The organism is Coleofasciculus sp. (genome assembly GCF_046565525.1).
Taxonomy (GTDB): domain Bacteria; phylum Cyanobacteriota; class Cyanobacteriia; order Cyanobacteriales; family Coleofasciculaceae; genus Coleofasciculus.
The window spans coordinates 1-19,812 of the sequence record NZ_JBKHUP010000124.1; the positions used below are offsets into that span (position 1 = coordinate 1).

General features: G+C 45.3%; 10 protein-coding genes. 9 read left to right on the top strand and 1 reads right to left on the bottom strand.

The window, feature by feature from the left end:
* Positions 1-1,259 precede the first annotated feature (1,259 nt).
* From alaS to ACLGGO_RS30275, 3 genes are all read left to right on the top strand, one after another.
* Positions 1,260-3,896, top strand: coding sequence for an alanine--tRNA ligase (gene alaS / locus ACLGGO_RS30265; protein ID WP_446422074.1), 2,637 nt, complete (start codon positions 1,260-1,262; stop codon positions 3,894-3,896).
* A gap of 136 nt (positions 3,897-4,032) precedes the next feature.
* The gene (locus ACLGGO_RS30270; RefSeq protein WP_446422075.1) at positions 4,033-5,295 is read left to right on the top strand and encodes an O-antigen ligase family protein; all 1,263 of its coding nucleotides are present in this window, start codon (positions 4,033-4,035) and stop codon (positions 5,293-5,295) included.
* Between the two features lie 14 nt (positions 5,296-5,309).
* Entirely contained in the window at positions 5,310-6,470 is a 1,161-nt protein-coding gene (locus ACLGGO_RS30275; RefSeq protein ID WP_446422076.1) for a glycosyltransferase, read from the top strand.
* 254 nt (positions 6,471-6,724) lie between these two features.
* Here the strand turns inward: ACLGGO_RS30275 and ACLGGO_RS30280 are convergent, their stop codons facing one another.
* Positions 6,725-6,898 carry a hypothetical protein gene (locus ACLGGO_RS30280; RefSeq protein WP_446422077.1) on the bottom strand — a complete coding sequence of 58 codons (174 nt, stop codon included), beginning with the start codon at positions 6,896-6,898 and terminating at the stop codon, positions 6,725-6,727.
* Positions 6,899-7,080: 182 nt separating this feature from the next.
* Here ACLGGO_RS30280 and ACLGGO_RS30285 point away from each other — a divergent pair, with 182 nt between their 5' ends.
* The 6 genes from ACLGGO_RS30285 to ACLGGO_RS30310 all read left to right on the top strand — a co-directional run bounded on the left by ACLGGO_RS30285 (position 7,081) and on the right by ACLGGO_RS30310 (position 19,735).
* The gene (locus ACLGGO_RS30285) at positions 7,081-8,418 is read left to right on the top strand and encodes a hypothetical protein (RefSeq protein ID WP_446422078.1); all 1,338 of its coding nucleotides are present in this window, start codon (positions 7,081-7,083) and stop codon (positions 8,416-8,418) included.
* A gap of 112 nt (positions 8,419-8,530) precedes the next feature.
* On the top strand, positions 8,531-10,513 hold the full coding sequence (locus ACLGGO_RS30290; protein WP_446422079.1) for a pentapeptide repeat-containing protein: 1,983 nt from the start codon (positions 8,531-8,533) through the stop codon (positions 10,511-10,513).
* A 119-nt stretch (positions 10,514-10,632) separates the two neighbouring features.
* Entirely contained in the window at positions 10,633-13,887 is a 3,255-nt protein-coding gene (gene carB, locus ACLGGO_RS30295; RefSeq protein ID WP_446422080.1) for a carbamoyl-phosphate synthase large subunit, read from the top strand.
* A gap of 526 nt (positions 13,888-14,413) precedes the next feature.
* Positions 14,414-15,040: a GNAT family N-acetyltransferase gene (locus ACLGGO_RS30300; RefSeq protein ID WP_446336687.1), complete on the top strand. Its 627-nt coding sequence runs from the start codon at positions 14,414-14,416 to the stop codon at positions 15,038-15,040.
* A 560-nt stretch (positions 15,041-15,600) separates the two neighbouring features.
* Positions 15,601-17,124: a carboxypeptidase M32 gene (locus tag ACLGGO_RS30305; protein WP_446422081.1), complete on the top strand. Its 1,524-nt coding sequence runs from the start codon at positions 15,601-15,603 to the stop codon at positions 17,122-17,124.
* Positions 17,125-17,314: 190 nt separating this feature from the next.
* On the top strand, positions 17,315-19,735 hold the full coding sequence (locus tag ACLGGO_RS30310; protein ID WP_446422082.1) for a sucrose synthase: 2,421 nt from the start codon (positions 17,315-17,317) through the stop codon (positions 19,733-19,735).
* Positions 19,736-19,812: the final 77 nt, after the last annotated feature.

A 19,812-nucleotide genomic window follows, 5' to 3' on the forward strand; every position in this document is an offset into this window, starting at 1 on the left:
GAGCATTTTTTAGAGCAACTATTGATCAAGCAATCTATCGTTAACCCTCTTGTCGGGGCGACTTGTTTGCATAAATTAACAACTAGAGAAACAGGGCGGGTTTAGTCACATTGAGGTGCAACCGAAAAGATAGTAGTAAAACCCGCCCCTACAGAGGATCGGGTCGCCATTTTCTCACAATTTGGTTTAGAATTTATTAAAATTGCGGCTATACTATCCCCACTCGCTTGTTGGGTGGATGGTATTTTGGTAGTGAGCGCTTTGAGTCAGAAGGAGCATTTTTTAGAGCAACTATTGATCAAGCAATCTATCGTTAACCCTCTTGTCGGGGCGACTTGTTTGCATAAATTGACAACTAGAGAAACAGGGCGGGTTTAGTCACATTGAGGTGCAACCGAAAAGATAGTAAGAAAACCCGCCCCTACAGAGGATCGGGTCGCCCTTTTCTCACAATTTGGTTTAGAATCTATTAAAATGTTACGTCACCCGCCTTGTTTCTTGGAAATCCCAGGATATTGATTTACTCCAACGCCATTACAATAACCTCAAGGCGGGAAACTTCTCCCAAGCTGATACTGTGAAGTCGGTCATTCAGGATTTACGCTCCACGAAAAGAGGAGTGAAGATATGCCCTGTTGAAAAGGAAATCGCGGAACCAAACGAAACAAAGTCCGCTTGACAAGGCTAATCGAGGGGTGTGGAAACCCGCGCAGGCGGGTGCAAGTTTGTGTAGCTGCGGTTTCAACCGCCCAGAGGATGCCGCAGAATTGAACGGGATGAGAACCCAAAACCCTGCAACAATCGATAACAAGTGTAAAAATGGATCACAATTGAACCGATAAACCTCCTTATCTCTAGGATGGATAAGTCTAAGCGTGTGACGTCCTCCTACACCGACCCTACGGGTACGGTTGTAGGCTTCCTTTGTCGCCGTTGTAGAACGACGCTTCCGGCGTTTTATAGTGGGGAATACGCCCAGCCCCACTTCTTGCTTATCGCAAGAGAAACTTTGACGATATGATATGAGGTTTGACTTTCACCATCAACTTACCAGCATTCGCAGCTTTGTAAATGAGAATTAAAAGAATTTGTCCTCCTTAGTGAATCATACCTTATACCGAACTTGTTGTCAGAAAAAATCAAAACAAGTTTCGAGAGACTGGCAATTCATCTCACGCCTCCCTATCGGGTAGGACGTGAGGCTTCTTGCCAAATGAGCTAAAATCCAAAATCCATTCCTAGTCTCATCGTTAAACACCATGCCCAAATCTCCCAAATCCCTCAGCGGTAACCAAATCCGACAAACGTTCCTGGAATTCTACGAAAAACGGCAACACCAGGTTTTGCCGTCGGCTTCCTTAGTCCCCGAAGATCCCACCGTCTTACTCACCATCGCCGGGATGTTACCCTTTAAACCCATATTCCTGGGACAACGCCAGTCGGAATTTTCCCGCGCCACCACCTCGCAAAAATGTCTCCGCACCAATGATATAGAGAATGTGGGACGCACGGCGCGACACCATACCTTCTTTGAAATGCTGGGCAATTTTAGCTTTGGCGACTATTTTAAAGAACAAGCGATCGCGTGGGCATGGGAATTATCTACTAAAGTCTTTGAATTACCCCCAGAACGCCTGATAGTGAGTGTGTTTAGAGAGGATGACGAAGCCTTTGCCATCTGGCGGGATAAAATTGGTATCCCAGCTCATCGTATCCAGCGTATGGGCGAAGAAGATAACTTCTGGGCATCGGGTCCTACGGGTCCTTGTGGTCCTTGTTCAGAAATTTATTACGACTTCCACCCGGAAAAAGGGGACAAGGCTATCGATTTAGAAGATGACACCCGGTTTATTGAGTTCTATAACCTGGTGTTCATGGAATACAACCGGGATATTGAGGGGAATCTTACCCCCCTGAAAAATAAAAATATTGACACCGGCTTGGGATTAGAACGGATGGCGCAAATCCTCCAGCAGGTTCCCAATAACTACGAAACTGACCTGATTTTCCCGATCATCAAAACCGCCGCTGAGATTGCTGGACTTGATTACGCCAAAAGTGATGAGAAGACTAAAGTATCCCTAAAAGTCATTGGTGATCACATTCGCGCCGTGGTTCATCTCATTGCTGATGGCGTTACCGCTTCCAATAATGGGCGCGGCTATATCCTGCGTCGTTTAATCCGGCGAGTGGTGCGCCATGGGCGGTTAATTGGCATTGCCCAAGGAGAGTTTACCACCCAAGTTGCAGAAAGCGCGATCGCACTGGCAGAAGACGCCTATCCGAATGTGCGACAACGGAACGATTCGATTAAAGCTCAATTGCAACGAGAAGAATCTCAATTCCTCAAACGCATAGAAAACGGCGAGAAATTATTGGCAGATATTCTGGCGACAAACCCCCAGCAAATTTCTGGGATGGATGCCTTTACCCTCTATGATACTCATGGATTCCCCTTAGAATTAACCCAAGAAATTGCCGAAGAACAAGGGATTACTGTAGATTTGGCAGGCTTTGAAATTGAAATGGAGAAGCAGCGCCAACGGGCGAGAGATGCCCATGAAACCATTGATTTGACGGTACAGGGAAGCTTGGATAAGTTAGCTGAACATATCCAGGGCACGACGTTCTTGGGGTATAGTGAACCGCAGTCTATCGCCCAAGTTGAAGCCTTGTTAGTCGAAGGTAAAGCGGTAGAATCAGCAGAATCTGGTACTGACGTTCAGATTATTTTAGACCAAACCCCCTTCTATGCCGAATCCGGGGGGCAAATTGGCGATCGCGGCTATTTGTCGGGCGATAATTTAGTGGTACGGATTGAAGATGTCAAGAAAGAATCCGACTTCTTTGTCCATTTTGGTCGCGTGGAACGGGGAACGATAAATCTGGGGGATACCGTTACGGCTCAAATTGACCGCGCCTGTCGTCGTCGCCTCCAAGCGAATCATACGGCGACTCATTTATTACAAGCGGCGCTGAAAAAGATTGTTGATCTATCTATTTCCCAAGCCGGTTCCTTAGTTGCTTTTGATCGGCTGCGGTTTGACTTCCATTGTTCCCGTTCCCTGACTGCAGAGGAATTGGCACAAATTGAGGAGAAAATTAATACTTGGATTGCTGAAGCTCATGGCGCAGATGTCACCATAATGTCCCTTACAGACGCCAAGGCAAAAGGTGCGATCGCGATGTTTGGCGAAAAATACGCTTCGGAGGTACGGGTTATTGATTTCCCTGGTGTTTCTATGGAACTCTGTGGCGGGACTCATGTGAATAACACGGCGGAAATTGGTGTATTTAAAATTGTCTCTGAAACGGGGGTAGCTTCCGGTATTCGGCGCATCGAAGCGGTAGCTGGTCCTGCGGTATTGGATTATTTGAACCTGCGGGATAAAGTGGTCAAAGAATTATGCGATCGCTTTAAAGTCAAACCCGAAGAAATCCCAGAACGAATTACCAATATCCAGAACGAACTCAAAGCCTCTCAGAAAGAATTAGACGCCGTGAAACAAGAATTGGCTTTAGCCAAATCTGATCAGTTATTGAGTCAAGCTGAATCGGTGGGTGAGTTCAAAGTTTTAGTGGCAAATCTAGGAGACATTGAACCCGACGCCCTGAAAACCGCAGCGGAACGACTCCAACAAAAATTGGGCGAAAGTGCGGTTATTTTAGGTTCTGTACCAACAGAAGGAAAAGTTAGTTTAGTGGCGGCGTTTAGCACCAAAGTCCAGAAAGAGAAGAAACTACAAGCTGGTAAATTTATTGGTGAAATTGCCAAAGTTTGTGGCGGTGGCGGTGGTGGGCGCCCCAACTTAGCCCAAGCTGGGGGACGAGATGCTAGTAAGCTACCGGAAGCCTTGGATACGGCAAAACATCAGTTAATTGAACAGTTGCAGTAATCATGTATGGTGGGCATTGCCCACCTTTTTTGCCCTATGAATTAAGCAAGGTATAGTGGTGCATTACGGCAAGATCGAGATGAAAGGAATTATAATAAGTCTAATCATGCCTAATGCATCCTATTAAACGCTAAAAATGATTACTAAACCAGAAAAAGAAAATATCGTCATAAAGATATGTTTTATAGGTTTGCTACTTTCATCTCTCCTGAGTCGGGTAAAATTCACTTATTTTAGTTCTTTTAGCCTGAGTATCCATTATCTCTTGATTCCTTTATTTTCCACTCTATTAATTCTTTTGAACCTAAAAAGCCTAAAACAATTTTGTATTGCTCACTCAAAAATATTGGTAGCTACTGGATTATTATATATCTGGATATTGGTCTGTGCATTTTTTAGCAATTTTCCAGCCACTGCCCTAACTTACACGATAAAATACACCAATTATTTTTTCATATTTATTGCTTTTTTAAGCCTAAACTTTCCCAAACCGAAAAGCATCAAATATTACTGCCTAACTCTATTAGTTATAATACAAGTCATAGCTATTTTAGGTTGGGTAGAAATAGTCTTCCCCAAAATGTGGATGTTTAGACTTTTAAAGTATCCCAGCTTCCATCCTCAGATTGGTTCAATCATGCAAAACCCAAATCAGTTTGGCGTTTTAATGGCGATAGGCGCGAGTTTGACTCTGATTCTATACCAGAAAAAGGTTATTTCTACAATTTACTTCTATATCAGCGAAGTCCTGTTGGTTATTTCCCTAGCAATTTCTACAAGCCGAAATGCCTGGTTAGTGTTTATTTTAGGGTTAGTTCTACTTAGGGGAACAAAAATAATCAATAACATTAAGTTTATTTCGTTGTCTTTCTTGTTAGTTATTTGTATCTTATTGTATCCCCCTGCCAATTATAAACTAGGACTAATCAATAGTAATATATTTCCTGGATTTGAGCTATTGAATCAAAACTTTCCCAATCCGAGTTCCCTTGAAACAAAAATATCAAATCCCAAATCAACAGCTTTGTCGAGATTAGCTTTATGGAAAGCGGCTATTAGTGAAATGACTAAACAACCAATAACAGGCATAGGACTAGGCGTTTTTGCCGAACATATAGGAAAACAAGTTTTTGGGGTCAAAGGTTTTCACGCCCATAATATATTTTTAAATATAGGTGCAGAACTGGGAATACCTGGATTACTAATATTTATTGGTTTCTTGTTGAAAATAGCATCGGATCTCAAGCCGAGTAATTTTGTCACTGTCATCATACTTCTATTTTTAGCATCGCAAATGCTTGACTTTTTCATTGAGGACTATACCTTTACAACGATTGAGCTGTATTTTTTATCCCTAGCAGTTATATCCGGAACAAAAGTTAAACCAACGCTCAAGTAAATTTGGATTTTACCATGACTCAACAACACCGATTAAAAAACAATCATTTCTATCTCATATTCCCTAATATCTTTGAATTTAAGGGAGGAGTGCAGGTTTATTCAGCTTTCTTGCTCAAATCATTACAAGAGTTATATCCAGATGCCAATTATGACATTTTTATAAAATATGATAAAAACGATTCAAAAAATCTGCAAAATCTCCAATTTCTACCCCATACTAAATTTCACTATTTCGGACATTTTCCCCGATTGCTACAAACTATATTTTTGGCAATTACAATAATTGTACAAGGCATTTGGCAGCGTCCAAGTTTAGTAATATCTACCCATATCAACTATGCGATCGCTTGCTATATACTTCAACGAATAAATGGAGTCCCTTACTGGTTCATTGCTCATGGTACTGAGGTTTGGTCTACACAAATAAAATCCCACAAACTCGTATTACAGGGAGCCGAAAAAGTCATTGCTGTTAGTGAATATACACGAGAAAGATTAATCAAAGAGCAAAATATTGACGCCGATAAAATTCATATATTATTTAATACTTTTGATGCCAAACAATTCCAGATAAAGTCTAAACCAACTTACTTACTACAACGGTATAATATAACCCCCAATCAACCGATAATATTAACAGTAGCTCGCCTGGGTCGTATGGCTAAGCATAAAGGCTACGATCAAATTCTCCATGCTTTAGTCAAAATTCGTCAGCATATTCCCAATATTCACTATATTCTCGCGGGTAAAGGTGATGATAGACCGAGGATTCAAACCTTAATTACCAGCTTGAACCTCGATGATTGCGTGACTTTGCCGGGATTTTTGACAGATGAGGAATTATGCGATCACTATAACCTTTGTGATGTGTTTGCGATGCCCAGTCAGGGGGAAGGCTTTGGCATTGTCTTTTTAGAAGCATTAGCTTGTGGTAAACCTGTGTTAGCCGGGAATCAAGATGGTTCTGTTCAACCTCTGGTTAGTGGGGAATTAGGATGCTTAGTTGATCCCAATGATGTAGAGGATATTGCTACCAAACTCATTGAAATTCTCCAAGGACATTATGGGAATAAAATGGTGTACAATCCAGAAGGGTTACGAAAAAGAACAATTGAATTGTTTGAATTGAATCAGTTTAAAACAACCCTGGCAGCATTATTGTCTTCTAATTGAAAATAAGCCCCGACACCCGCCAAGAACTCAAGTTCTTGGCTTATAGCTTAAGTCCATTAAAATGGACTAAAACTAAAGATGTCTTCGTATGCTAGATGACTGCAAGGGTTTAGTTCCTGGGGTTTCAACCCAAGGCGGTTTAACGCCAGTGGTGCAAGATATAAGTATTAACGTGAAGTTTTCCTGGGGTTTTCTCAACCTAACCGCTTGCCTTATAGGAGAAACATGAGTTTATAGGCGGACACATTTTCCCATTATAAAAAATTATCCCCCAAAACCGAAACCTTGTCAAGCGATCGCGTCCGATCAAATCCGGTCAAATCCGGTTGAATACTCACACAAGGCAGACGGCAGAAGGTAGCAACAAAGAAGAGAATACAAAATTGGTTTGAGAACTTTTTGAGAGAGTGCAACGTTGCGCTTCTCAATCCATTTACTTGATTTGAAGAACTTTTGAAAGCCAAACAGCACTATCAGCAAGCCTCAACGCCAACAGACAAACAACTTGCGATCGCACCCCTGATATTGGCAACAGAAGAAACCGCCGCCGTAGCTAGACAAATGGGATAAGGGTCTGCCAAACTAGAAGATAATCTTGAGCATCTTCATCATGAATCGCCTCAATCACCACGCCTATAAAATTCTCTGTGCAGAAGTTCACCACTGCACCGGAGACTCCCCAGTCAATCAGGTGGAACGACAAATCGTCCTCAAGCGGTTAAAAAAACTGCGATCGCAACCCGGTTCCCCCGCTTCATTAGCCGAACTACGAGAAACGGTTGTGGATGTGTTACCCCAATTCAGTGAAAAAGAACTCAAGAAAGCTGCCAAAGCTAATCAGCCGCCGGGACTACTTAGTAAAATGGCTTGGACAGGGGCAATCCTGGGGAGTATGGCGGGTTTAGTTTGGGTAGTAAACCTGCCTTACCCAATGATCCGGCGTCCAGTGGCGCGGACGGCACCACTCTTACTATTACCCAGTTATATCCAGATGGATCATAACTATCGCCAAACCATTCGCAACGTTGAACAAGCCGATCAACTGATTAATAATGCTACCAGTGCCGCAGATTTCGGCTTAGGGGAAGAAAAAGTTAAGCTAGCCCAAAATCATCTTGACAAATTACCTGTCTGGTTCTTAGGTTACGAACCCAAATTCTACTGTAGCTTATTTAGGTGTAGCTGGAAATTCACCCTGGATGAATTTGAAAGCGCTCGTACTAACGTCGCTCGTATGGAAGCCAAGGTATTCCAGGAGAAAAATGCTCAGATTGAACTAGAGAAAGCCGAAACTGTACTCAATCAAGCCAAACAGCAGTACCAGCAAGCCGCAACGCCAACTGATAAACAAAACGCGATCGCACAATGGCGTTCAGCAATTGATCAATTAGAGCAAATTCCCTCAGCTACCCTCGCCGGACAAACCGCGAAAACCAAGTTCCTCGCTTATCAAAGGGACTTTCAGCAAGTGGTTGGCTTTGCGGCGGATAACCAGCGTACCGGTTACCTGATTGGTGCGGCTCAAGAATTTGCTTTTGCGGCGGCTAAAGCGGCTCAAAATCCGCCCCACACCGTAGCTGAATGGCAACAAATCCAGAAACTTTGGCAACAAGCGATCGCGCGATTGGAAAAAGTTCCCCTAGATGATCAAGGTTATCTACAAGCCCAAAAATTACTTGCCACTTATCAAACGAACTTAGGTATTATCCAAACTCGCTCCTCAGCCGAGGCGGAATCAATACAAGCCCTCGATGAAGCTCAACGTCAAATTCAACGTTTGCTCGCCAACACACCTACCGATGCGGCGATTGATCGGAATCTGACCCTTAGTCAGCTTCAGGGTATTATTAATCAACTCAATAAGGTACAATCGGGGACAACATCCTACCCGAAAGCTCAAGAACTTTTGCTCTCAGCCCAAAATAAACTTAAGCAGGTTCAACCCTAAAAAAAAGTCATTCGTCATTATACCAATAATAAACCTTCTATCTTCTGCTATAAAATCTGGAGATGGTTAACCCGGTAAAATAATTGAACGAACCTCTAATGATGCGATCGCCTTGAACCGAATTCAGTTCCTACCCCATTTCCCCCAGCGACTCCTCGGATTACTGCTCACATTTCTCCTACTCCTGATTCCCCTCCCCGCCTTAGCCGCCACTCCAGAACGCCAACCGTTAACCCTGGAACTCCTGCAAAAGAGTCTAGAATCGCCGATTCAAAGCGAAGGCATTTCCACGATTGATCTGCGCCAGTTCGTTATTGACTTAACCAATGAGAATACAGACTTTCGAGATCAGTTCTATCAACAACTCCAAAGCCAGCTAACTCGTTCTAAAACCCCTCTGGCTTTAGATTTAAGTGAATCCTTGATTCAAGGAGAGTTTACGGCTAGTAAATTAGGCTTACAAACCGCCCTCTCCCAAGCCACGTTACCCTCCTTATTAACTAAACAAGAACAAGCACAATTGGCAAAAGATGCTCGCTTTATCAGCGAATCCAGAGACCAAGTTCCCTCAATTACTGTCTTTCGGGGTACTCTAAAACTAAATCAAACCCGTCTCAGTGGTACGATTAATTTCGCGAATACTTTCTTTCTGCAACACTTAGAAGTATCTGATGCTGTGTTTATCCAGGAAGTGGATTTTTCAGGGAGTAGTTTTAGCCAGTCCGTTGATTTCAGTAATACTACATTTGGTCGAGAGGTTAACTTCAGCAGTGATACCTTCTTTGATCAGGCTGGATTTACTCAGGTGGAGTTTAAAGGGATGGCGAATTTTAGTTTATCTACATTTCATGGGAAGGGGAATTTTAGTCAGGCGGAGTTTGTCCAGCTTGCCAATTTTACCGGAACCCAATGGCTAAAAGATGCGGATTTCCACCAAGTGATTTGGCGCGATCGCACGTTGTTGAGTAAGAGTCGATTTACTCAGTCGTTGTTACTCACCGAGGCGACGTGGGAAAAGTCTATTAGCCTGCGGGGAAGCCAGTTTCAGCAACCGATTTTAATGCGGGATGCGAGTCTACTGGATCAAATGGATTTGAGTAATACGCGCTTTTCCCCCAATGCTTATGTTAATGTCGCTGGGATGACCTTTGACTCCGACGAAGCCAAACTATTTGGTGATGCCGGTCATGTCGGAAAAATTCTATCAGTTCCTCGACTCGAAGGCAATGAGGATGTACTGCGGAATTTAGTCCGGAACTTTCGCGAACAAGAACAAATTCCCGATGGCAATTCTTTAGATTATCTGCGGGAACGGTTGCGACGGGAACAATTGTGGGGACGTCTGGTGGGTAGCCTTTTCCAGTTAATGAATCGCCAGGATACCGTGCGATCGCGCCATTGGCTAATTGATGCTTTACACTGGGCGGGATTGAGTTTACTGCTGCTATTAAGTGCCGATGGTACAAGTTTTGGCTTAGTTTTCGGCGTGGGAATGATCGCCATTGCCTATTTCGGATTGCTGTTTTGGTTTCTAGATCGTTGGCGGCGACGTTATCCTAAACCGATTCTACCCACCTCCCTAGAAACACTGTACATGGTGGGGAATGGGGCGGCGGCTACTGTGGGGGGTGCGATCGCAATTTTTCAAACCAGTGAACAACCGTGGCTGACGCTATTGTGTTTGGCGGGAATTCTTTTACCGATACCCTTACTGCTAGTGTGGCGACTGTATCGTCAAGGGCGCTATCATGCCCTAATCGATGTTACTTATTTTGTCGAAGATGGGGGGCTGCGGCAATTACGCCTGCTGATTGGACGTCTCCCGATTATGCCTCGGTTTGGCTTTTTCCGCGATCGCTATATGCCGATTCTTTGGGATCGTCGCTGGAATTGGCTAAATTATTATGATTTTAGTTTTAATAATTTACTTAAGTTTGGTTTTAATGATATTCGCCTGAGAGAGGAACATGTTCCCGGTATTATTATGACCTTGGCTTGGTATCAGTGGGGTTTGGGTCTTGCTTATATTGCCCTGCTATTGTGGACGCTTTCTCGGACGATTCCTGGGCTAAATTTACTGATTTATCTGAAATAGTAACACTGTTACCCAAGTCCCCCAAGTCATCAAACCCCAACATAACCGCCGCGACGAATTTCCCTCAGACCATATAAAATAAACAGGATTCACGAATAGTCACGCAATCACCGACACCTATGCCTCGCCGCGACGATCTTCACAAAATTCTGATCTTGGGTTCTGGTCCCATTGTTATTGGACAAGCCTGTGAGTTTGATTACTCTGGCACTCAGGCGTGTAAAGCCCTCCAGCAGGAAGGCTACGAAGTGGTACTGGTTAACTCCAACCCAGCCACAATCATGACCGACCCAGAAACCGCAGACCGCACCTACATCGAACCCCTGACCCCAGAAATTGTGGAGAAGGTGATTGCCAAAGAACGACCAGACGCCCTATTGCCGACAATGGGCGGTCAAACTGCCTTGAATATTGCCGTTACCCTGGCGAAAACCGGTGTTCTCGACAAATACGGCGTCGAGCTCATTGGTGCTAAACTCGATGCCATCGAAATGGCAGAAGACCGCCAGCTTTTCAAAGAAGCCATGGGACGCATTGGTATCGGAGTCTGTCCCTCCGGAATCGCCAGTACCCTAGATCAAGCCAAAGCCCTTGCCCAACACATTGGCAGCTACCCCCTAATTATTCGTCCAGCCTATACATTAGGCGGGACAGGAGGTGGTATCGCCTATAACCAGGAAGAATACGAAGAAATGGCACAAGCGGGGTTAGACGCCTCCCCCGTCTCTCAAATCTTAGTAGAACAGTCGCTGCTGGGATGGAAAGAATATGAGTTAGAAGTGATGCGGGATCTCGCCGATAACGTAGTCATTATCTGCTCAATCGAAAACCTTGACCCCATGGGCGTCCACACCGGCGACTCGATTACCGTAGCCCCCGCCCAAACTCTCACCGATAAAGAATATCAGCGACTCCGGGATTACTCCATTCAAATTATCCGCGAGATTGGCGTCGAAACCGGCGGATCAAATATTCAATTTGCCATCAATCCAGTTACCGGGGACGTGATAGTCATCGAAATGAACCCCCGTGTCTCCCGCAGTTCTGCCCTCGCCTCGAAAGCCACAGGGTTCCCCATTGCCAAATTTGCGGCAAAGTTAGCCGTGGGGTACACCTTGGATGAAATTCCCAACGATATCACCCAGAAAACCCCCGCCTCCTTTGAACCCACTATCGACTATGTAGTCACCAAAATTCCCCGCTTTACCTTTGAAAAATTCCCCAACGCCAAACCCGTACTCACCACCCAGATGAAGTCCGTGGGGGAAGCCATGGCAATTGGGCGCACGTTCCAAGAATCCTGCCAAAAAGCCCTACGTTCCTTGGAAATCGGACGCTACGGGTGGGGATGCGATCGCGTCGAAAAACTTCCCTCCCTCGAACAAGTGCGTTCTAGCTTACGTACACCCAACCCAGACCGCATCTTTACCCTGCGTCACGCCTTACAGTTAGGCATGACTGTCGAAGAAATTTATGAACTCACGAGTATTGACCCTTGGTTTCTGGATAAGTTTGCTGATTTACTCGAAACCGAAAAATTCCTCAAGCGCACTCCCTTAAAAAGCTTGACAAAAGAGAATCTTTGGGATATAAAGCGTCAAGGCTATAGCGATCGCCAAATTGCCTTCGCGACCAAAACAACGGAAGATGAGGTGCGGGCATACCGTAAGCAACTTGGGGTTGTCGCCGTTTACAAAGTCGTAGATACCTGCGCCGCCGAATTTGAAGCACTAACCCCCTATTACTATTCCACCTACGAAGAAGAAACCGAAGTCATCCCCTCCGATAAGCGCAAGGTGATGATTCTGGGCGGTGGACCAAACCGGATTGGACAGGGAATTGAGTTTGACTACTGTTGCTGTCATGCCGCTTACTCCCTCGCCAAAGAAGGGTTTGAGACGATTATGGTCAACTCCAACCCAGAAACCGTTTCCACCGACTACGACACCAGCGATCGGCTTTACTTTGAACCCCTGACGAAAGAAGATGTCCTCAACATCATTGAAACCGAAAAGCCAGAAGGAATTATCATCCAGTTTGGCGGTCAAACCCCACTCAAACTAGCCGTTCCCCTGCAAGAATTTTTAAACCGTCCAGAAATCCAAGCTGTACTCCCCACAAAAATCTGGGGCACCTCTCCCGACTCCATTGATATTGCCGAAGATCGGGAACGCTTTGAGAAAATCCTGCGCCAACTGGATATCAAACAGCCTCCCAATGGCATCGCCCGCAGTTATGAGGAGGCGTTAAACATCGCCAAGCGCATCGGCTACCCGGTGGTTGTGCGTCCCTCCTACGTCCTCGGTGGACGGGCAATGGAAATTGTCTATTCTGACCTAGAGTTGGAACGTTATATGACCTTTGCGGTACAGGTTGAACCGGAACACCCGATTCTGATTGACAAGTTCTTGGAAAACGCCATTGAAGTCGATGTAGACGCGATCGCAGATCATACCGGTCGAGTGGTGATTGGTGGCATTATGGAGCATATCGAACAAGCTGGCATTCACTCCGGTGACTCGGCTTGTTCCATTCCCTTCATTTCCCTGAGTCCCACGGCAATGGAAACCATTCGCACGAGTACCCATCAATTAGCCACAACGCTGAAAGTTATCGGGTTGATGAATATCCAGTTTGCCGTTCAAGGGGAAACCGTTTATATCCTGGAAGCCAACCCGAGGGCGTCGCGTACCGTTCCCTATGTCTCCAAAGCAACGGGTGTCCCTCTCGCGGCTTTTGCTTCCCGGATCATGGCAGGAGAAACCCTAGAAGCCCTAGGTTTAACCCAGGAACCGATACTCCAGCACATTGCGGTCAAAGAAGCCGTCTTGCCCTTTGATAAATTCCCTGGTACCGATGTCATCCTCGGACCCGAAATGCGGTCTACGGGTGAAGTGATGGGCATTGATACAGACTTTGGTAAGGCATTTGCCAAGGCAGAATTAGCCGCCGGTCAGCTTTTACCTCTTTCGGGTACTGTCTTTGTCTCCACCAATGACCGGGATAAAACCAATGTTGTCCCAGTGGTTCAAGACTTGATGGACTTGGGCTTTAATGTTATTGCCACGGAAGGGACCCGCCAAGCCCTCAAGGATCAGGGGTTGTCGGTTGATTTAATCCTGAAACTGCACCAAGGGCGTCCCCATGTCTTGGATGCGATTAAGAATAAGCAGATTCAGTTGATTATTAATACCCCAACCGGAGAAGATGCCCAAGCCGATGGTCGTTTAATTCGGCGCACCGCACTGGCTTACAAAATCCCAATTGTTACCACGATTGCTGGTGCAAAGGCAACAGCAGGGGCAATTCGTTCATTGAAGTCTCAGCCTTTGGATGTGAAAGCGTTGCAAGACTACATTCACGATATTCACTAAGCAGTGATCGGTATCAACAGTGTCTGGTGATCGATGAGCCACGATCAGGGGTTGCCGATCACAAAATAACCGCCTAAAGTTCAATCCGGGTTTGACTGCAATTGCCTCAATTCCAGCAAATCCAATGGACTTTAGGCGAAAACAGGGATTAGGTTCAGGTAGAATGTATTTGTCTATACTTAAAAAAAAATCATCGACTGATAAATTATCAAAGAAGTACAAATTGACCTGACTAAAGATTACACTGGGAGAAAAATAGACGTAAAATTGGGGTAAGTGGGGTTGTAAGAGAGTCAAGAATGGGTAAAATAGCTTTGTCTGAACGGACAGCCTCTGTACCCCATACTCCCGTTTCACGATAGTGATATCAACTTGGTGTTAGCAGCCGTGGAAATGTGACCTCGACAACAAGCAGCAGGAGCCATCCTTAATCATTCCACCGTAGAATACAGTGTAAGTCATCAACTGCTGCCCCATCGGTCAAATCGCCCAATGTTTTTAATAGTTAAGCAGATTGTGAATCGCGATGGCTGTATCGGTTTCTCAGGCGGCAACATGTCCCAACAGCACTCAAATTCCGGTGTCTTTGAAATCTCTTCCCATCACACCTGTTCCGGATACTCTGGTGATCACCTATCTCCAGATGACCGATCCGACTCAATTCCGTCCGGCGTATCTCAACTACCCCGAGGGGATCAAAATGATGTGTATGGATACGCCTGATGTTGCCTTCTATCGTTTCCTGTACAGTACTGTGGGCAAACCCTGGCGTTGGCGCGATCGCTTATCCTACTCGGATGAAGAACTGCAAGAGATTCTCACTGCCTCTGAAACCAGTATTCATATCCTCTATGTCAATGGTGCGCCAGCCGGATACATTGAATTGGTCAAGCGTCGCGAGGGACCTTCAGGGCGGTTCTACTCGACAGAAATTGTATATTTTGGGTTGCGCGAAAACTATCTAGGGCGAGGGTTAGGCAAGCATTTACTCAGCCACGGTATTGCTTATGCTTGGAACAAAGGGACGCAACGCCTCTGGATTCATACCAGCAATCTGGATAGCCCCTACGCCCTAGATAATTGCATTAAACGGGGCTTTAAAATCTATCGGATTGAGAAAGAACCCATGCCAGAGTTTTATCGTCAACCCTAACGGGGTGATGGGGGAGCCGGGGGAGCCGGGGGAGCCGGGGGAGCAGACCGTAGTCAAGTATTTTCAAGGAAGCCTTATGAGAGTAGCGATCCAGAAAAATTTTACCCACAACTTTAAGCTTGCCAGCCTAGTAGGGTGGGCAATGCCCACCAACCTTAAGTTAGTGCCATTGAACTTAAATTAGATTAAATCAGATATATTGTCTTCACTTGAGATAACGACAGCTGATGCGACCAATGCACAAGTCGCAGAGAAATGGCACAATATTGGTCTGTCGATCTGCCAAAGTCTCAAGCTTAATGGATTAAGGTAGAGAGATAAGTTTTGTCATGCTCCACCCGATCAGGGTTAGCCATTTCCTTAGCTGTCAGCCAACTGATGTATCCATTGCCGTTGAGTGACCGTCGTTAAGCACCAGAGTCAGCGTGAGAGCCTAGAGTTCAGCCTACAGCACTTCCTAACACAGATTCTCCTTTTCGATTGTCAGGTGTACATTTACTAATCTGGGAAACATTTCTACCAATGTATCCAAGCCCATACTACAGCATCACCCACCGACCATGCAGACTATCGAAAAGACAGAAACCCAACTTCTAGAGCTGAAAACCCGCCTGAGTGAAATCAATGATCTCGAAGCCGCCGCGTCTCTGTTGTACTGGGATCAGGCAACTTATATGCCGCCAAAAGGTGCAGCCGCTCGCGGACGACAGCTAGCGACATTGCAACAAATTTCCCATAGTAAATTTATTGAAGAAGCCATGGGTCAGCTTCTAGAGGACTTAAGCTCCCTAGAAGCCAGTTTGCCCTACGATTCTGACGAAGCCAGTTTATTGCGTGTCACCCGCCGCAAATATGAGCGGGCGGCGCGGGTTCCAGCCACGTTTATGGCAAAATTCTCTCGCCATCGCACAGAAACCTACGGTGCATGGGTAGCCGCACGACCGGAGAATAATTTTGCTGCGGTTGAACCTTATTTGGAAAAAACCCTAGAGTTGAGTCGGGAATTGGCGAACTTTTTCCCAGGATACGATCATATTGCCGATCCGTTAATTGATTTTGCGGATTATGGTATGCAAACTGGCTTTTTGCGATCGCTGTTTACCCAGTTGCGAGACGAATTGGTGCCGATTGTGGAAGCGATTACCGCCCAAAAGGAGACGGATGATAGTTGTTTGCATCAGGATTATCCGGCTCAAGAGCAGTTGGCATTTACCCTGAAAATCATTGAGCAGTTGGGGTATGACTTTCAACGGGGACGACAAGATCAAACCCATCACCCCTTTATGATCAACTTCTCCACAGACGATGTCCGGATTACCACTCGCGTCTACGACAATGACCTCGGACAGGCGCTGTTTAGTAGTATTCATGAAATGGGTCATGCTTTGTATGAACAAGGCATTAGCCCAACCTTAGAAGGAACTCCCTTAGCGGGTGGCACCTCGGCAGGTATTCATGAAAGTCAATCGCGGCTGTGGGAAAATATAGTCGGGCGCAGTCGCGGCTTTTGGCAATTCTTCTATCCCCAACTACAAGCCGCATTTCCCGATCAGCTCAAGGATGTTCCCTTAGAGACATTCTATCGAGCTATCAACAAAGTCGTGCGATCGCTAATTCGCACCGATGCAGATGAGGTTACCTACAACCTCCATGTCCTGATCCGCTTTGACTTAGAACTACAATTGCTCGAAGGGAGTTTAACCGTCCGTGACCTACCAGAAGCGTGGAAAGAACGCTATCGTTCAGATTTAGGGATTGTCCCCGAAACGGATACTGATGGAGTCCTGCAAGATGTTCACTGGTATACCAGTCAAATTGGTGGCATGTTCCAATGCTACACCCTCGGCAATTTGATGAGTGCCCAATTTTTTGAAGCCGCGAACGCGGCTCATCCCGAAATCTTAGCTAAGATTGAGCAAGGACAATTCAGTACATTGCATAATTGGTTAAGAGAAAACATATACCAACACGGTTGTAAGTACACAGCGGCTGAATTAATCAAGGGCGTCACCGGTGCAGATTTGCACATCGCTCCATTCATCCGTTATATCCGGAAAAAGTACGGGCAACTTTACGACTTGTAAGGATTGCCTGAATTTTCCTGTGTTGTTCAACCCCATAAAACACTCGTGCAGCAAGGTTTTGATTAACTGACCTGCTCAATTACCCCTCCTACCCCACGCCCGAAAAAAAGTGGTTACTTTCCTATTACCGCTTTGGAGTAGGGCGTTTTTCGGGAGTCTTTATTTTGAAGAAAACCCTTGGAACGTTGTAATGCTCAATCTAATCCAGAACGTACTCAATTGTGAAGAACGAAATGATTTGCGCCAATTTGCTAGTCAATTAAAGCAGTCAGGACCGAGGTATCTGCTGCGAAACGATATTCTGTCTGATTTTAGTAAATACTGCGCCGACCAGCAGAAACCGGACTATTATTATCATTCGTCTAATCTAGGACGACTGATTTATTACACTCAGGAAATTATTCTCGATCAGGAAAGTCTCTACCTGATCATCCGACCCAAGATTGCCGAACAAGAAGCGTTTCAAGTTCTGGAAGACTTAACAGTTGAGCCGATCACAGTTCAACAACTGCTCGATGTGCGCGATCGCTTCGTCAACCATTATCGTCCCAATGAAGGGGATGTCCTCGAACTTGATTTTAAACCATTTTACGATTATAGTCCAATCATTCGGGACTCCAAAAACATTGGCAAGGGAGTCCAGTTCCTAAATCGCTTCCTTTCGAGTAAACTGTTTCAAGATCCCCGCCAATGGCAGGAATCGTTATTCAACTTCTTAAGTCTCCATGAAGTGCAAGGGACTCAGCTGCTGATTAACGGACGGATTAAAAGCCAACAGCAGCTTTCTGATCAGGTGAAACTAGCCCTCGGCTTTGTTAGCGATCGCGCCGATAATGAACCCTACGAAACCTTTCGCTTCAATCTACAAGATATGGGGTTTGAAGCGGGTTGGGGGAATACCGCCAGTCGAGTCCGAGAAACCCTAGAAATACTCGATGAACTGATTGATTCTCCCGATCACCAGGGACTTGAGAAATTTCTGTCCCGCATCCCGATGATTTTTCGGATTGTTTTAGTCTCCATCCACGGTTGGTTTGGACAAGAAGGAGTCTTAGGACGTCCCGATACAGGGGGTCAAGTCGTTTATGTTCTGGATCAAGCGCGGAGTTTAGAAAAGCAGCTACAAGAAGATATTAAACTCGCCGGCTTAGAGTTGTTGAATGTCAAGCCAAAAGTGATCATCCTTTCCCGTTTAATTCCCAACAATGATGGCACGCGCTGTAACGAACGCTTAGAAAAAGTTCATGGTACAGATAATGCTTGGATATTGCGCGTTCCCTTCCGAGAATTTAACCCTAACTATACCCATAACTGGATTTCTCGCTTTGAGATTTGGCCCTATCTGGAAACCTACGCCATTGATGCGGAAAAAGAACTCCGGGCAGAATTTCAAGGGGTTCCTGATTTCATTGTCGGTAACTATTCCGATGGTAACTTAGTGGCATTTCTCCTATCCCGCCGCATGGATGTAACTCAGTGTATTGTCGCCCACGCCTTAGAAAAATCTAAATACCTATTCAGTAACCTCTACTGGCAGGAATTAGAAAACCAATATCATTTCTCTATCCAATTTACCGCTGATTTGATTGCTATGAATGCGGCAAACTTCATTATCAGCAGTACGTATCAGGAGATTGTGGGGAAGCCGGATAGTGTGGGTCAGTATGAATCTTACCAGAATTTCACGATGCCGGATTTGTATCATGTTGTGAATGGGATTGAGTTATTTTCACCCAAATTTAATGTTGTACCGCCGGGAGTGAATGAACAGGTTTACTTCCCTTACACCCGTACCGAGGATCGGGTTCCTCGCGATTGTGAACGCTTAGAGGACTTACTCTTTACCTTAGACGATCCGTCTCAAGTCTATGGTACACTGGATGACCCGAAAAAGCGCCCCCTGTTTTCTCTTGCGCGTCTTGACCGGATTAAAAATCTGACGGGTTTAACTGAATGTTTTGGCAAGAGTAAAGCATTACAAGAGCAGTGTAACCTGATTTTAGTCGCCGGGAAATTACGCACGGAAGAATCAACGGATAACGAAGAAAAGGATGAAATCGTTAAACTCTATCGACTCATCGACGAATATAATTTACACGGTAAGATTCGTTGGTTAGGCGTGCGCTTACCCAAGCGGGATTCTGGGGAAATCTATCGGGTGATTGCGGATCACCGAGGTATTTTTGTCCAGCCTGCGCTGTTTGAAGCCTTCGGTTTGACAATTTTGGAAGCCATGATTTCGGGGTTGCCAACCTTTGGGACGCAGTTTGGCGGACCGTTGGAAATTATTCAGGATAAGGTGAATGGTTTCTTAATTAATCCCACGAACCTGGAAGAAACGGCTGATAAGATTTTGGATTTTCTCTCCAAATGTGAACAAAATCCAGATTATTGGTTAGAAATTTCAAATCGGGGACTGGAACGGGTGTATAGTACCTATACCTGGAAGATTCACACTAGCAGGCTCCTATCCTTGGCGCGGATTTATGGCTTTTGGAATTATACCTCTAAAGAAAAGCGGGAGGACTTGCTGCGCTATATTGAGGCGTTGTTTTATCTCATTTATAAGCCTCGCGCCCAAGAATTGTTAGAAGAACATCTGAAGCGTTGAGCCTTTATCACCCCCTTTTTCCACGGCGATTGAAATCGCTGCTACACAAACAAAGTCCGCCTGCGCGGACTAGGTTA